This window comes from Nocardia nova NBRC 15556 (assembly GCF_001613005.1).
Classification (GTDB): Bacteria; Actinomycetota; Actinomycetes; order Mycobacteriales; family Mycobacteriaceae; genus Nocardia; species Nocardia nova.
This window is the reverse complement of the sequence record NZ_BDBN01000140.1, coordinates 1-14,907: the sequence shown is the minus strand read 5'-3', so window position 1 is coordinate 14,907 and position 14,907 is coordinate 1. Positions and strand designations below refer to the sequence as shown.

Annotated in this window: 16 protein-coding genes; 13 read left to right on the top strand and 3 right to left on the bottom strand. The window is 67.9% G+C overall.

Going from position 1 to position 14,907, the window contains the following annotated elements:
• Nucleotides 1–178 precede the first annotated feature (178 nt).
• From NN2_RS34110 to ruvB, 4 genes are all read left to right on the top strand, one after another.
• Nucleotides 179–697 (top strand): O-acetyl-ADP-ribose deacetylase, encoded by a 519-nt coding sequence (locus NN2_RS34110; RefSeq protein ID WP_063019257.1) that lies wholly within the window; start codon nt 179–181, stop codon nt 695–697.
• A 121-nt stretch (nt 698–818) separates the two neighbouring features.
• Nucleotides 819–1,388, top strand: coding sequence for a crossover junction endodeoxyribonuclease RuvC (gene ruvC, locus NN2_RS34105; protein WP_030513910.1), 570 nt, complete (start codon nt 819–821; stop codon nt 1,386–1,388).
• Nucleotides 1,385–1,990 carry a Holliday junction branch migration protein RuvA gene (ruvA, locus tag NN2_RS34100; RefSeq protein WP_030513911.1) on the top strand — a complete coding sequence of 202 codons (606 nt, stop codon included), beginning with the start codon at nt 1,385–1,387 and terminating at the stop codon, nt 1,988–1,990. The genes ruvC and ruvA overlap by 4 nt, the downstream gene beginning before the upstream one ends.
• A gap of 5 nt (nt 1,991–1,995) precedes the next feature.
• Nucleotides 1,996–3,135, top strand: a complete 1,140-nt coding sequence (gene ruvB, locus NN2_RS34095) for a Holliday junction branch migration DNA helicase RuvB (RefSeq protein ID WP_245658972.1) — start codon at nt 1,996–1,998, stop codon at nt 3,133–3,135.
• Nucleotides 3,136–3,163: 28 nt separating this feature from the next.
• Here ruvB and NN2_RS34090 read toward each other — a convergent pair whose 3' ends face one another.
• Nucleotides 3,164–3,688 carry a DivIVA domain-containing protein gene (locus NN2_RS34090; RefSeq protein ID WP_063910951.1) on the bottom strand — a complete coding sequence of 175 codons (525 nt, stop codon included), beginning with the start codon at nt 3,686–3,688 and terminating at the stop codon, nt 3,164–3,166.
• A gap of 22 nt (nt 3,689–3,710) precedes the next feature.
• A complete protein-coding gene (locus tag NN2_RS34085; protein ID WP_369817498.1) occupies nt 3,711–4,343 on the bottom strand; it encodes a TetR/AcrR family transcriptional regulator in 633 nt (210 codons plus the stop codon).
• 70 nt (nt 4,344–4,413) lie between these two features.
• On the opposite strand from NN2_RS34085, the gene NN2_RS34080 reads away from it, so the two are divergent.
• The 7 genes from NN2_RS34080 (at nt 4,414) to NN2_RS34050 (ending at nt 12,570) form a co-directional block, all read left to right on the top strand.
• Nucleotides 4,414–5,907, top strand: a complete 1,494-nt coding sequence (locus NN2_RS34080; RefSeq protein ID WP_063019249.1) for a flavin-containing monooxygenase — start codon at nt 4,414–4,416, stop codon at nt 5,905–5,907.
• Nucleotides 5,908–6,043: 136 nt separating this feature from the next.
• Nucleotides 6,044–6,505: a preprotein translocase subunit YajC gene (gene yajC, locus NN2_RS39240; protein WP_063019247.1), complete on the top strand. Its 462-nt coding sequence runs from the start codon at nt 6,044–6,046 to the stop codon at nt 6,503–6,505.
• 138 nt (nt 6,506–6,643) lie between these two features.
• On the top strand, nt 6,644–8,464 hold the full coding sequence (gene secD, locus NN2_RS34070; RefSeq protein WP_063019245.1) for a protein translocase subunit SecD: 1,821 nt from the start codon (nt 6,644–6,646) through the stop codon (nt 8,462–8,464).
• A complete protein-coding gene (secF, locus tag NN2_RS34065) occupies nt 8,461–9,663 on the top strand; it encodes a protein translocase subunit SecF (protein WP_063019243.1) in 1,203 nt (400 codons plus the stop codon). Before secD ends, secF begins: the two co-directional genes overlap by 4 nt.
• On the top strand, nt 9,663–11,399 hold the full coding sequence (locus NN2_RS34060) for an ABC transporter substrate-binding protein (RefSeq protein WP_063019240.1): 1,737 nt from the start codon (nt 9,663–9,665) through the stop codon (nt 11,397–11,399). Before secF ends, NN2_RS34060 begins: the two co-directional genes overlap by 1 nt.
• Before the next feature lie 50 nt (nt 11,400–11,449).
• Complete coding sequence (locus tag NN2_RS34055; protein WP_369829530.1) at nt 11,450–12,007, top strand: adenine phosphoribosyltransferase; 558 nt, start codon at nt 11,450–11,452, stop codon at nt 12,005–12,007.
• A gap of 149 nt (nt 12,008–12,156) precedes the next feature.
• Nucleotides 12,157–12,570 carry a hypothetical protein gene (locus NN2_RS34050; RefSeq protein ID WP_146098662.1) on the top strand — a complete coding sequence of 138 codons (414 nt, stop codon included), beginning with the start codon at nt 12,157–12,159 and terminating at the stop codon, nt 12,568–12,570.
• A 53-nt stretch (nt 12,571–12,623) separates the two neighbouring features.
• On the opposite strand, the gene NN2_RS34045 is transcribed toward NN2_RS34050, so the two are convergent.
• Nucleotides 12,624–12,926 (bottom strand): hypothetical protein, encoded by a 303-nt coding sequence (locus NN2_RS34045; RefSeq protein ID WP_051755453.1) that lies wholly within the window; start codon nt 12,924–12,926, stop codon nt 12,624–12,626.
• A gap of 156 nt (nt 12,927–13,082) precedes the next feature.
• On the opposite strand from NN2_RS34045, the gene NN2_RS34040 reads away from it, so the two are divergent.
• Entirely contained in the window at nt 13,083–13,526 is a 444-nt protein-coding gene (locus NN2_RS34040) for a nitroreductase/quinone reductase family protein (protein WP_063019237.1), read from the top strand.
• A 187-nt stretch (nt 13,527–13,713) separates the two neighbouring features.
• The coding region (locus NN2_RS34035; RefSeq protein ID WP_063019253.1) for an ATP-binding cassette domain-containing protein at nt 13,714–14,907 on the top strand (1,194 nt) is incomplete at its 3' end.

Sequence of the window (14,907 nt, the reverse complement as noted above, 5' to 3'; positions counted from 1 at the left end):
GGGGGCGGTCGGCGCGGGCGTCGGCACATCCATGGGCGCTGGGAACACGGCGTAATTGTCGGTGGCGTTCCTCGAGAAACCCTGTGAACTCGCTCGGAGTCCGGTCCGGCCGGGCGGCCGGGGAAGATGGGGTCGAAGTCCGGCGCCGCGCGAGCCCCGCGCGGGCACAATGGGGAATATGGCCGAAATCGTGCTGTTGCGCGGGGATATCACCGAACAAGACGTGGACGCTGTGGTCAATGCCGCCAACTCCGGGCTGCTGGGTGGCGGTGGGGTCGACGGTGCGATCCACCGCCGCGGCGGACCCGACATCCTCGCCGCCTGCAAGCAGTTGCGGGCGACGACCTATCCCGATGGCCTGCCCACCGGGGCGGCCGTGGCGACGACGGCCGGCAACCTTCCCGCCCGCTGGGTGATCCACACCGTCGGCCCGGTCTGGGCGGCGAAACACGACCGCTCCGCCCTGCTGGCCTCCTGCTACCGCGAATCCCTGCGTGTCGCAGAGGAATTGGGAGCCCGCACGATCGCCTTCCCGGCGATCTCCACCGGCGTGTACGGCTGGCCTCTCGACGACGGCGCCCGGATCGCCCTCGACACCGTCCGGACGGCGCGTACCGGCGCCGCCGAGATCCGTTTCGTCCTGTTCGGCGCGACCGCGCATCGGGTGTTCGAGTCCGCGCTGGCCGCACTGGAATAGCCGGCTTCGTCGCTCCGCGGTGCGGGGTCGCGGCGTCCCGGCTCCGTGTCGGTGGCCGCCGGTGCGGGGGCTCTCGGTTAGACTTCGAACAATTGTTCGCGAATCGACAGGGGTGCATTTCGTGCGGGTGATGGGTGTCGACCCTGGGCTCACCCGGTGCGGCCTGAGCATCGTCGAGGGCGGTCTGGGGCGGCAGGTCACCGCGCTCGACGTCGACGTCGTGCGGACACCGGCCGATATGGACCTCGCGCAGCGGCTGCTGGGCGTCGCCGACGCCGCCGAGCACTGGATGGACACCCATCGGCCCGAGGCGGTCGCGATCGAGCGGGTCTTCTCCCAGCACAACGTCCGCACCGCGATGGGCACCGCACAGGCCGGCGGGGTGATCGCGCTGGCCGCCGCGCGGCGCGGCATACCCGTCGCCTTCCACACTCCGAGCCAGGTCAAAGCGGCGGTGACCGGCAACGGTTCCGCGGACAAGGCTCAGGTGACGGCGATGGTGACCCGCATTTTAGGCTTGCAGACGGCGCCGAAACCGGCCGACGCGGCCGACGCCCTGGCGCTGGCGATCTGCCACTGCTGGCGGGCGCCGATGCTGGAGCGGATGGCGAAGGCGGAGGCCCAGGCCGAACAGGCGCGGCGCAGATACGCCGAAAGGCTTGCCCAGCAACGAAAGGCGGTGACCAGGTGATCGCGTCGGTGCGCGGTGAGGTGCTCGAGATCGGGCTCGACCACGCGGTGCTGGAGGCTGCGGGCGTCGGATACCGGCTCAACGCCACCCCCTCCACGCTGGCCGGCCTCACCCGCGGCGACGAGGCCCGCCTCTACACCGCGATGATCGTGCGCGAGGATTCGATGACGCTGTACGGCTTCGCCGATACCGAGGCGCGCGATCTGTTCGGGCTGCTGCAAACCGTCTCCGGTGTCGGTCCCCGGCTGGCGATGGCGGTGCTGGCGGTGCTCGAGCCCGAGGCGCTGCGAAAAGCCTTGGCGGAGAGCAACGTCGCCGCACTGACCCGCGTACCGGGCATCGGTAAACGCGGGGCCGAGCGCATGGTGGTCGAATTGCGCGACAAGGTGAATCTGGTTCCCGTGCAGTCCGCCCCGCCCGGCGCGGCGCCCACCCCGGTCGTCACCCCGGTGCGTGATCAGGTCGTGGAGGCGTTGACCGGTCTCGGGTTCCCGGTGAAGCAGGCCGAGCCCGCCGTCGACGGTGTCCTCGCCGAACAGCCCGAACTGGGTACCTCGCAGGCCCTGCGGGCCGCACTGGCGATCCTCGGCCGGAATCGGTGACGCCGATGCACGACGACGAATTCCCTTCCGGCAGTGACCGTATCGATCCCGGCACCGACGATGTCGACACCGGTGCGGACGGCGGCGAATCCGCGGTCACCGCGAACTACCTGACCTCCGACGGCGACATCGAGGCCGGCCTGCGCCCGAAATCCCTGGACGACTTCATCGGCCAGCCCCGGGTGCGCGAGCAGCTGGCTCTGGTCCTGCGCGGTGCGACCCAGCGCGGCGGCACCCCCGACCACGTCCTGCTGTCCGGCCCGCCCGGGCTCGGCAAGACCAGTATGGCGATGATCATCGCCGCCGAACTCGGTACCGCGCTGCGCATCACGTCCGGACCGGCTCTGGAACGCGCCGGTGACCTGGCCGCGATGCTGAGCAATCTCGTCGAGGGCGACGTGCTGTTCATCGACGAGATCCACCGCATGGCCCGCCCGGCCGAGGAAATGCTGTACCTGGCGATGGAGGATTTCCGGGTCGACGTCGTGGTCGGCAAGGGACCGGGAGCGACCTCGATCCCCTTGGAGATCGCGCCGTTCACCCTGGTCGGCGCCACCACGCGCTCGGGCGCGCTGACCGGCCCGCTGCGCGACCGCTTCGGCTTCACCGGCCATATGGACTTCTACGAGCCCGAGGAACTGCAGCGCATTCTGCAGCGTTCGGCGGCGATCCTCGGCGTGCGCATCGAATCCGATGCGGCGGCAGAGATCGCCGGCCGCTCCCGGGGTACACCTCGCATCGCCAACCGGCTGCTGCGCCGGGTCCGCGACTATGCCGAGGTACGGGCCGACGGCCTGGTCACCCGTGACATCGCCAAGGCCGCGCTGGCGGTCTACGACGTGGATTCGCTGGGATTGGACCGGCTCGACCGCGCCGTCCTGGGCGCGCTGGTCCGCGGCTTCGGCGGCGGCCCGGTCGGTGTGTCAACGCTGGCGGTGGCCGTGGGCGAGGAGGCCGCCACCGTCGAGGAGGTGTGCGAACCGTTCCTGGTTCGCGCCGGTATGGTCGCGCGCACCCCGCGGGGGCGGGTCGCCACCGCCGCCGCCTGGGAGCATCTGGGCCTGGTGCCGCCGCCGGATCTGGTTTTCGGATCCATCGAGGTCCGGGGCCGCGAAGTCCAGCCCACCCTCGACCTGTTCGACTGATCCCGGCCGGCCCGGCGGTCCGATCGCGTCAGCTCACCAGCGCCGCGACCGCATCCACGAAGGCGTCCACCTCGCCGCGGTGGTAGGCCCGGACCCCTGCCGCGGCGGTGCCGAATGCGGGGCGGATCGCCGCCGCGTCCCATCCCGTCGCGGCGTGTGCCAGTAGCGCGGCGACGCGCTCGCGGAACGCGTCGACCTCGTCGGCGACATATCCGCTCCGGCCCAGCGGCGGTGCCGAAAACCGCAGCCGGGAAACATATTCCGGCGACGGCGGCCACGCCACCTGCGGCCGGGCCGGGCCGTAGCGCGCGGATTCCAGCGCCACGCAGGCGCGATCGAGAAATGCGTCCACCTCGTCGCGGTCGTAATCGCGGCGGCCGGGAGCGGCCAGGCCGAATTCGTGTCCGCGAATGGCGGCCGCGCTCACAATGGTCCGGCCCGCGAAGGCATCGGCGAGGGCGGCGCAGAACGCGTCGACCTCGGCGGGGTCGTAGCCGCGGTGCCCGATCGGGGCCCGGCCGAAACGGATCCCTCGCACATACTCCGGCGTCACCCGCACATTGTTACAACACCGCTCAGCCGGCGCGCACCCCGTCGATCAACAATCGCGGAATCGCCTGGGCCAGTCCGGCGGTCGACTCCGGATCGGGATCGCGCAGGCCGTGCACGATGGCCGCGAGCAGCATGCCGGTCACCGCCTTGGCCGTATTGGCGGCGTCGAGGTCGGCCCGCAGATAGCCCAATTCCACACCGTGCTCGAGATATCCGGTGGTCAGCGCGTCGGCGGTGTCGAGCAGGCCGTAGAGCCGCATCGTCAACTCCGGATCGATGCCGGTCGCCTGGAACAGCAGCAACTGCGCGACCCGGCGGTCTTCGAGGAAGATCCGGTGCAGCGCGACGCCGATGCGGTCCAGCTGACGCCGGTAATCGGCGAGCGAGGTCGCCGCGTCGGGCGCGTTCTCCGTTCCGAGCGCCTCGATGATCCGCGCGGCGAGATCGTCGATCACGTGGTCGATGATGTCGCGCTTGTTCTCGAAGTAGCGATAGAACGTCCCGTGCCCGATTCCGAGGGCCGTGGCGATATCGGCGATTCCGGTGGCGTGATAGCCCTTGTCGGCGAAGCAGGCGAAGGCGGTGTCGATGATCTGTTGCCGCAGTTCGGCCTTGCGTCGCTCCAGATGTGTGGATGGCTTCGGCACGGACCCGATGATACGGTGTTCCGCAACGGAATGATGTGTCATTCCGTATCAGATACGTCAGGTAACAGGGAGGTTCGGCGTGGCACCTCAGTACGACGCCGTGGTGGTCGGTGCGGGATTCGGCGGTATGGGGGCCGGAATTCAGCTGGATCGTCTCGGTCTGAAGAATTTCGTGATCCTCGAGCGCGAGGACGGCCTGGGCGGGACCTGGCACGTCAATCACTACCCGGGCCTGGCCGTCGATATCGCGTCGGTGACCTACTCGTATTCGTTCGAACCGAATCCGCACTGGTCGCGGCTGTTCGCCCCGGGCGCCGAGCTCAAGAAGTACGCCGAGCACATCGCGGACAAATACGACCTGCGCCGCCGGATGCGGTTCAACCAGGTCGTCGGCGGCGCTCGCTGGGATTCCGAACACGCGCACTGGGTGGTGTCGGTCGAGGGTGGTGAAACCCTCACCGCGCGCTATCTGCTCACCGCGACCGGATTCCTGTCCCAGCCCTACACCCCGCCGTTCCCGGGCATCGACAGCTTCGCCGGCAAGATCATCCACACCACCGCGTGGGAGGACGATTTCGATCTGACCGGCCGGCGCGCCGCCGTCATCGGCACCGGCGCCACCGCCGTACAGCTCGTGCCGGAGGCCGCGAAGAAGGTCGCGGAACTGACCGTCTTCCAGCGCACGCCGATCTGGGTCGTACCCAAGGTCGACACCGCCATTCCGAAGCGCGTTCAACGGCTGTTCGAGAAGGTGCCGCTGACCCAGAAGGCGGCGCGACTGGTCAACACCGGCGCTCTGGAACTGCTGATGGTCTCCGGTGTCCTGCACTACAAGCAGGCCAAACTCGGCAACAAGGGCGCCGCACTGCTGGCGAAGGCGCATCTGCGCGCGCAGGTGCGCGACAAGGAGACCCGCGACAAGCTGACGCCGCACTACGACTTCGGCTGCAAGCGGCCCACCTTCTCCAACACCTACTTCAAGACCTTCAACGAACCGCACGTGCGGCTCGAGACCAATGCGATCGACCATGTCGAGGCCGACGGCATCGTGACCGCGGACGGGCACAAGACCGAGATCGACACGCTGATCCTCGCGACCGGCTTCAATCTCTGGGATGTGAACTTCCCGGCCGTCGAGATCATCGGACGCGACGGGGTGAATCTCGGAAAGTTTTGGCGCGACAACCGATTCCAGGCCTACGAGGGCATCACGGTGCCGAAGTTCCCGAACTTCTTCAGCCTCAACAGCCCCTACTCCTACAGCGGTCTGTCCTACTTCACCACCATCGAGGCGCAGATGAAGCACATGGACCGGCTGCTGCGCGAGGCTCGCCGGCGCGGTGAGGAGGTCTTCGAGGTGCGGGAAGAGGCCAACGCGCGCTTCCTGGACTACGTGACCGAGAAGCTCGGCTCGTCGGTCTTCTACGCCGGGAGTTGCTCGACGGCCCGCAGCTACTACTTCAACCAGCACGGCGAGGCCGCGCTGCTGCGCCCGAACAGCACGATCACCACCCACCGCGAAGCGGTGAACTTCCCGCTCGACGACTACGTCTACGGCGCGCCCGCCGCCTGAGGCACTGCTGCGGCGGGGTTCGCGCCGGTGTGGCGCACCTCGCCGCGCGCACCGCGGGTGTGGCGATATTCCAGGTTGCTGGCAGACTGTGTGGGTACAGCCCATCCAACCCACCAAACTAGGACCGACTACGACGATGGCGAACCTGCTGTTTCCGCTGCTACTGGTAGTTCTGCTCGTACCGATGTTTCTCGGTGTCCGCCGCCAGAAGCGCGAAGCGCAGAAGGTCGCCGATATGCAGGAGAGCGTGAAGGTCGGTGACCAGGTCACCACCACCTCCGGCCTCTACGGCACCGTGGTCGACCTCGACGAGGAGACCGTCGACCTGGAGATCGCCGAGGATGTGGTGACCACCTGGCTGCGCGCCGCCATTCGCGATGTGCGCCCCGGTGGCGACACCGCCGACTCCGCCGAGGCGGCTTCCGACACCGAGGAGTCCGGCGACGGGGCGATCGCCGCCCCCGCAGCGGAGACTGCCGGCACCAACGGGACGAACGGTTCGGCTTCCGCGAACGGCTCGGCGGCCAACGGATCGGCCTCGGCCTCCGGTGTGGAGGAATCCGTCGAGGACACCGCAGCCCGGCTGCGCAAAGACTGACCCGCTTCCGCCGTCGCAGCGCTCCGCCGCCGCGACGGCGGTGCGGCGTGTCCGTGGGCCCGCGTTCGCCGGTGCTCCGTGCTCGCAGGTCATGCCGCAATTCCGGCCGCCACCCTCACCGCCTAGGAGATATGTACTGTGCCACCTTCCAAGGGAACGGGGCATCCGCTGCGGCTGCTCGGCGTCTACGCCGTGCTGCTCGCGGTGATCTACGCGTTGGTGTTCTTCACCGGTGACAAGTCGCCGGAACCCAAACTGGGAATCGACCTGCAGGGTGGAACCCAGGTCACGCTGACCCCGCGCACGCCCGACGGCGGTAAGCCGAGCAAGGACAGCCTCAAGCAGGCCCAGCAGATCATCGAATCCCGGGTCAACGGCCTCGGTGTGGCCGGTTCCGAGGTGGTGATCGACGGCAACAACCTGGTCATCACCGTGCCCGGCAGCGACGGGCAGCAGGCGAAGTCGCTGGCCACCACGGCCAAGCTGTACATCCGCCCGGTGGTCGGACAGCCACTCCCGGTCGGGCCCGACGGCAAGGTCCAGACCGGTGGCGAGCCCGCTCCCGGCGCGGAGCAGCCCGGCACCCCGCCCGCCAACCCCCCGGCGCCGGCTCCGGGGGCGGGCCAGCAGGCACCCGCACCGGGTGCGTCGCCCGGTACCGAGTCGAAGCCGTCGAACGAATCCGGCACCGCCTCGGGGACGGCCTCTTCGGGTGAGACGTCCGGCACCGGCGAATCCTCGGGCACGACCGCGCAGAACCGGGTCTTCCCGGCTCCGGCGCAGGCTCCGACGACGCCGGCTCCGGCACCCTCTCCGGAGCCCGGTGCGCCGAATCCGGCGCTGACGCCGCAGCAACAGGCCAAGCAGGAGATCGACGCGGCGCGTGCGCTGCGGCAGAGCACCGACCCGCAGGTCCAGCAGCTGGCGGCCCAGCAACTGGACTGCCACAAGCCCGACCCGCTGGCCGGTAACGACGATCCGAAGCTGCCGCTGGTGACCTGCTCGTCGGACGGCAACGCGGTGTACCTGCTGGCCCCGATGCGCATCGACGGCCAGGACATCAAGGATGCGAGTTCGTCGCTGAACCAGCAGTCGCAGTGGGCGGTCGATCTGACGTTCAAGAACGCCGACGCGTGGGCCGATCTCACCAAGGAATACCTGCAGAAGCAGGTGGCCTTCACCCTCGACTCGAAGGTGATCAGCGCGCCCGTCGTGCAGCAGGGGCCGCAGCTCGGCGGTACCACCCAGATCACCGGCCAGTTCAACGCCTCCACCGCCAAGGAACTCGCCAACTCGCTGAAGTACGGCTCGCTGCCGCTGTCGTTCGAGGTCTCGGAAGCCTCCACGGTGTCGGCGACGCTCGGCCTGGCGTCGCTGCACGCCGGTCTGATCGCCGGTGCGATCGGTTTGGTCGCGGTGCTGCTGTACTGCCTGCTCTACTACCGGATGCTCGGCTTCCTGGCCGGGTTCTCGCTGGTGGCCTCGGGTGTGGCGGTATACGGGATCATCGTGCTGCTCGGCAGGTGGATCAACTTCACCCTCGACCTGGCCGGTATCGCCGGTCTGATCATCGGTATCGGTATGACCGCGGACTCGTTCGTGGTGTTCTTCGAACGCATCAAGGACGAGATGCGCGAGGGCCGCAGTTTCCGCTCGGCCGTCCCGCGCGGCTGGGCTCGCGCGCAGCGCACCAACCTCTCGGGTAAGACCGTCAGCCTCATCGCCTCGGTGGTGCTCTACATCCTGGCGGCCGGGCAGGTGAAGGGCTTCGCGTTCACCCTCGGCCTCACCACCGTGCTCGACGTGGTGGTGCTCTACCTGGTGACCTCGCCGCTGATGATGCTGGCCTCGCGCTCGCCGTTCTGGGCGAAGCCGTCGGTCAACGGTCTGGGCGCGGTGCAGCAGATCGCGCGGGAGCGTAAGGCGGCGGGCACACTCGTAGGGACGGGGTCACGATGAGCGACAATCGCAGTCAGGTGTTGGAGGAACCGATCGTGGACGAGTCGCTGCCCGCCGGGGAAGCGCCGAAGCACGGATTCTTCGAACGCCTCTACACCGGTACCGGCGGCTTCCGGATCGTCGGCCGACGCAAGCTCTACTACGGTATCGCCGCCGTGCTGGTCCTGATCGCGGTGCTGAGCATCGCGGTGCGCGGCTTCACCCTCGGCATCGATTTCGCCGGTGGTACGAAGATCCAGATCCCGGCGACCAGCGGTATGACCACGACCTCGGTCGAGGACACCTACTCCCAAGCCCTGGGACACAGCCCGGTCACCGTGCAGAAGGTCGGATCCGGTTCCTCGGCCTCCTTCGAGATCCGTTCCGAGACACTGGATTCCGCGCAGCAGGACAAGATCGCGGACGCGCTGTTCACGAAGTACCACCCGAAGGATTCCAGCGGTACGGCCAGCCGCAGCGTCATCAGCGTCACCGAGATCAGCGAGACCTGGGGTGGGCAGATCACCCGCAAGGCGATCATCGCGCTGGTAGTGTTCGTCCTGTTGACGATGGTCTACATCGCCATTCGATTCGAACGCGATATGTCGATCGCCGCCATCGCCTCGCTGTTCTTCAACCTGATCGTCACGGCCGGCATCTATTCGATCGTCGGCTTCGAGGTGACGCCCGCCGCGGTGATCGGTCTGCTGACCATCCTGGGCTACGTGCTCTACGACAACGTCGTGGTGTTCGACAAGGTCGAGGAGAACACCCGCGGTGTTCTGCATCTGACTCGGCGCACCTATGGTGAACAGGCCAATCTCGCCGCCAACCAGACGCTGATGCGCTCGATCAACACCACGGTGATCGGCATTCTGCCCATCGTCGGCATGCTGGTGATCGCGGTCTGGCTGCTCGGTGTGGGCACGCTGAAGGACCTCGCGCTGGTGCAGCTGGTCGGCATGATCGTCGGCGCCTACTCGTCGATCTTCTTCGCCGTGCCGCTGCTGGTGTCGATCAAGGAACGCTTCGGCCCGGTGGCCGCGCACACCCGTAAGGTGCTCGCCAAGCGCGCCGCCGGCGATACCGGCCGCACGGGTGAGGCGCTGGGTCGTCGCACCTCCGGTGCCCCGGTCGCGACCCGCACCCGCGACAGCGGTTCCGCCGCACCGAGACCCGGTGCCCGGCCCACCGGGAAGCGGCACAAGAGAACCCACTGATGAGGCGAAGGGGGTCGGATCGCGTGCGGCGGACGCTCCGGCGGACATTCGGTGTGATCGCGGCCGGGGCACTGCTCACCGGGGTGATCGCGGGTTGTTCGAGCAAGAACCAGGTGCCATCCATCGGATATGCCGTCGACGCGGTGCCGGCCACCTACAACGGCGGGAGTTCGGCCGGTGTCGCGGGCGGCTCCGCGGCGCTGTTCGCCCGCGTGCTGACCGGGTTCTACTACACCGGTCCGGACGGCCAGCCCGTCGCCGACACCGATGTCGGCACCGCCAACGAGGTGGCCGGCGAGGCGCAGACCATCCGGTACCGGCTCAACCGCGACGCGGTCTATTCCGACGGCGTACCCACCTCGTGCGATGATCTCGTGCTCGAATGGGCCGCGCGCAGTGGGCGATTCACCAAACCGGGCCCGGGCGGCGCGATTCCGCTGTTCGACGCCGCCTCCACCACCGGCTACTCCGATATCGAGCGGGTCGAATGCCAGCCCGGATCCAAGGACGCCACCGTGGTGTTCCGGCCCGATCATCACTTCCTGGCGTGGCGGACGCTGTTCAACGCCGGGGATCTGATGCCGTCCCATATCGCGGCCAAGGCCGCGGGTGTGCCGAATGTGGTGGCGGCGGTGCAGTCCGGCGACCAGGCCGCATTGGACCGGCTGGCGCAGTTCTGGAATACCGGCTGGAATCTGAAATCCGGTGACATCAACGCCGACCTGCTGCCGTCGTCGGGGCCGTATCGCATCGAGTCCTACAGCGACGGTGACGGTTTGGTGCTGGTCAAGAACGACAAGTGGTGGGGCAACAAGCCCGCCACTCCCCGAATCGTGGTGTGGCCCAAGAACGCCGACCTGAAGAAGAAGATCTCCGACAACTCCGTCGAGGTGGTCGACATCGGCGCAGGCTCGGTGAAAGATCTGGGCCTGAACAAGTTTTCGGTGAATCAGGAACCGGGCCGCGGCGCCGAGCAGTTGGTGCTGTCCACCGCGGGCGTCTTCGCCTCCGCCGATGCCCGGCGCGCGTTCGCACTGTGCGTCCCGCGGCAGGCGTTGTTCGACACGCTGGGACATCCGGGTTTCGACAACAAGTCCGGCCTGGGATCCGGCCCCCTCGATTCCCGGACGGTCCAGGCCGATTCGGTGTACTACCCGGCGATCACGGGTCCGGCGGACAAATACCGCGCGGGCGACGCGCCGGGCGCGCAGCGCGCCCTGTCCGCGGCCGGGGTGGCCAATCCGACGATCCGGATCGGCTATCGCAGTCCCGACGACCGTCGTGCGCGCACGGTGGCGATGATCGCGGATGCCTGCAAGGCGGCGGGCGTGACCGTCGTCGACGCCGGTGCGGCGGACTTCACGCCCGCGGAACTGGGCGCCGGCAAGGTGGACGCCGTACTCGGTGGCACCGCGGCCGCCGTGGGCCCCGCCGGTTCCCTGCCGGGGATCGAGGCGACCGCTGCGTTGCGTACCGGCCAGGGCGCGAATTTCGGGCGGTTCGGCAACGGGCGTTACGATGCGATCGCGGATCAGCTTGCGGCGGACGACAATTCGGTGACGGTGTTGAATCTGGACACCGAGGCCGAGAATCTGCTGTGGAACGAGATGCCGTCGATCCCGCTGTTCAACACGCCTCGGACCGTAGCGTTCGGGAAAGGGCTGGAGAACGGGGTCGCGAGCCCCACCAAGGCCGGTGCGGGCTGGAATATGGACCGCTGGGTGTTGCGGCGGTGAGCGTCCTCGGACGCTGGATGAGGGAGCGGGTGTAGATGAGTAAGCACACGATGGTGGAAACGGCCGAAACCGCGGAGGAGAAGGTTGCGCGGACCGCCGAGGTGGTCGGGCGACTGACGCGCTGGCACGACGATTTTCCCACCCCCGGTGTGCGTTTCGCGGATCTGACCCCGGTATTCGCCGATGCCGAAGGCTTCCACGCGGTGATCGAATGCCTGGCCGCCTGTGCTCCCGACGCCGATCTGGTGGCCGGCGTGGACGCGCGCGGGTTCCTGCTGGGCGCGGGTGTGGCGGCGCTGCTGGGGACCGGGGTCGTGGCCGTGCGCAAGGGGGGCAAGCTGCCGCCACCGGTGCTCTCGCGTGAGTACACCCTCGAATACGGCTCCGCCGCACTGGAAATTCCGGCCGACGGCATCGACCTCGGTGGCCGCAAGGTGCTGCTGCTCGACGATGTCCTCGCCACCGGCGGCACGCTGGCCGCCGCGGCGGAACTGTTCCGCAGTGCCGGGGCGCAGGTGGTCGCGACCGCGGTGGTACTCGAGATCGGCGACCTCGGCGGGCGCGCTCGCCAGGGCGAATACCCGCTGACTTCGATCGTGCAGGTGTAAATCGCGTGTCGGTTGTGGGGCCCGCGCGGGGGTCGTTATGCTGACGTGCGGCAAGGGGGCCCGGATGAACGACCGACGGACGATCGCATGAACGAGTACCGCAGTGCGCGCGACAATGCCGGAGCAGGAGGCGCCGACCGGTGGTGGCGATGAGCCGTAGTCGGCGTACCCGAATCGGGGCCGCTCTGGCGGGCGCGGTGGGCGTGGCGTTCATCGTCGGCGCCGCGACCGCCGCGGCTACTCCTTCGGTGGCGCTGCGCGGCGGCGCCACCGTCACGGCCCGGGTCACGGGGGAGAAGGCCGGGCAAACCTGCCGGATCACCGGCTCGGATATCGATATGCCCTGGCGTACGGTCGGTTCGGACGGCTCGGTGGAGCTGGACAGCGGACCGGTCTCGTCCGGACGCCACAGCGCTCGCGTCGTCTGCCGAGATCCGCGCACGGGCGCGGCCTCACAGCATGCGGTGGGTAAGGAAGAGGACGTCTTCACCGGGCATTGGGCCCCGGCCTTCGAATTCCTGCACCATCACCGGATGGAGTTCCTTACCCCGCACGAGCCCTGAGCTGGTTCGACCCCGGGCTGATCGAACACCGAGTCGATCCGCTTCCGGCGCCACTAGATCCGCGCCAGCAGCCGGGCGATGATCCCGGTCACCACGAGCCAGAACACCGCTGCCAGACCGTAGTTGATGATGATGTCCCAATCTCGGGAGCCGGTGTTGAACAGGCCCGGGAAGAACAGCGCCAGCGGTTCGGCCAACCCCTTGATGAAGGTGAAGAACCGGTTGGTCTGGTTGGCGTCGAAGACCTGCAGCAGGATGTAGACGATTTCGATCAGAGCGAGCACACCGCCGATCGTGCTGACGATCGCCGCCAGCCCACCCGTGCGGTTCGTGCCATAGGTTCTATATCTGTACATGCCGGCCGGATACCCGCCTGACGGCGTTGAACGCAGCCGATTTTGTCCAGAGGTCTGAACTTCTACAAATGTGAGCGCTGCTCTTGACAGGGGTGCGCCCGTGGGCGATGATTGAGTCATCGAAGAGAGCAGCGCTCACAAAAGCGAGGAGTAGTCATGAACGCCACCCGGTACATCGCGCCCACCGGCATCGACCCGATCATGAACCGGATGTTCAACGCCCTGCCGAAATGGGGCATCAGCGTGATGGGTTCCCGGCTGCTTGCCGTGCGCGGTCGCACCTCCGGGGAGTGGCGGACCACGATGGTCAACGTCCTGCAGGATGCGGACGGAACCCGGTATCTGGTCGCTCCTCGCGGTCGTACCCAGTGGGTCCGCAATATCCGCGTCGCCGGCGGCGGAGAGTTGCGGCTCGGGCGCAAGACCGAGGTGTTCACGGTGACCGAGGTCGCCGATGCCGACAAGGTACCCGTGCTGCGGCTGTACCTGAAGAAGTGGGGCTGGGAGGTCGGCAAATTCTTCGAGGGCGTGACCGCAAACGCCACCGACGCCGAACTCGCCGCCATCGCGCCCGGCTTCCCGGTCTTCCGAATCAACTGAGCCGCAACGGCTTCCGTCGCCGGTGACGCGTATCACCGGCGACATGATCTTGCGGCCCGCCTTTCGGTCCGCTAAAGTTGCCGAGTCTTGTTTCCGTTGATCGGAGTTCTGCCGTTGCTCTTCTGAGGTAGCCATCGCGTGGCCCGCATATCTGCGCGCCATTCCCGCCGCCCTCAGGAGCACGCATATGTCTATTTCGACTATTTCTCTGTCCGATCTCACCTTCGTATGGCCCGACGGCACCCCTGTGTTCGACGGTCTCGACGCGGTGCTCGGACCCGGCCACGTCGGTGTGGTGGGCAGTAACGGAGCCGGAAAATCCACGCTGTTGCGCCTGGTCACCGGGGAATTGCGCCCGGTGCGTGGTTCGGTGACGGTGGCGGGGCGGCTCGGATATCTGCGCCAGGATCTCGGCTTGGCCGCGGGACAGCGCGTCGACGCCGTACTCGGCATCGGCGAGGTGCGCGCCGCGCTGCATCGCATCGAATCCGGCGCCGGAACCGAGGCCGATTTCGAGCAGGTCGGAAACCGCTGGGATGTCGAGGAATCGGCGATCGCGCTGCTCGGCCGGCTGGGCCTGAACTACCTCGCCGACGATGTCGCGCAGCTGGATCGGCGCCTGGACACCCTGTCCGGCGGGGAGACGGTACTGCTCGGACTGGTGGCCGAACTGCTGCGCGAACCCGATGTGCTGTTGCTCGACGAACCCACCAACAATCTGGATTCCGCTGCGCGGCAACGCCTTTACGACGTGGTCGAGGGATTCTCCGGCACCGTGCTCACCGTCAGCCACGACCGCGAACTGTTGCGGCGGGTCACCACCGTCGCCGAACTGCGGCGCGGTGAGATCCGCACCTTCGGCGGGAATTTCGACGATTACGAGCAGATCATCGAGGCCGAGCAAGAGGCCGCGCGCGCGGCGATCCGCGATGCCCGCAGCGATGTGCGTAAACAGTCGCGCGAACTGGTGGAGGCCAGGATCAAACTGGACCGGCGCCAGCGCTACGGGCAGAAGATGTGGGACACCAAACGCGAGCCGAAGATCGTGATGGCCGAGCGCAAACGCCAGGCACAGGTGTCGGCGGGCAAACTGCGCAACAACCACATCGCGAAAGTGGAGGAGGCCAGATCGACCCTGGAGCAGGCCCAGGAACTGCTGCGCGACGATCGGGAGATCCGCGTCGACCTGCCGGGAACCAGGCTCTATCCCGGCCAGGACGTGGTGACGATGGAACAGGTGCGGCTGGCCAACGGACCGGTGGTCACGCTGCGGGTGAACGGTCCCGAACGCATCGCCCTCACCGGGCGCAACGGCGCCGGCAAGACGACCCTGCTGCACCGTCTCGTCGAGGAACCGCCGAAGGTGCCGTGGCGGCTGCTG

Bases quoted from the DNA above. Each gene is read 5' to 3' on its own strand.
- ruvB (WP_245658972.1), top strand. From the start codon at position 1,996: ATGCACGACGACGAATTCCCTTCCGGCAGTGACCGTATCGATCCCGGC.
- NN2_RS34040 (WP_063019237.1), top strand. From the start codon at position 13,083: ATGAACGCCACCCGGTACATCGCGCCCACCGGCATCGACCCGATCATG.
- NN2_RS34050 (WP_146098662.1), top strand. From the start codon at position 12,157: ATGAGCCGTAGTCGGCGTACCCGAATCGGGGCCGCTCTGGCGGGCGCG.
- NN2_RS34110 (WP_063019257.1), top strand. From the start codon at position 179: ATGGCCGAAATCGTGCTGTTGCGCGGGGATATCACCGAACAAGACGTG.
- NN2_RS34045 (WP_051755453.1), bottom strand. From the start codon at position 12,926: ATGTACAGATATAGAACCTATGGCACGAACCGCACGGGTGGGCTGGCG.
- secF (WP_063019243.1), top strand. From the start codon at position 8,461: ATGAGCGACAATCGCAGTCAGGTGTTGGAGGAACCGATCGTGGACGAG.
- NN2_RS34055 (WP_369829530.1), top strand. From the start codon at position 11,450: ATGGTGGAAACGGCCGAAACCGCGGAGGAGAAGGTTGCGCGGACCGCC.
- NN2_RS34060 (WP_063019240.1), top strand. From the start codon at position 9,663: ATGAGGCGAAGGGGGTCGGATCGCGTGCGGCGGACGCTCCGGCGGACA.
- yajC (WP_063019247.1), top strand. From the start codon at position 6,044: ATGGCGAACCTGCTGTTTCCGCTGCTACTGGTAGTTCTGCTCGTACCG.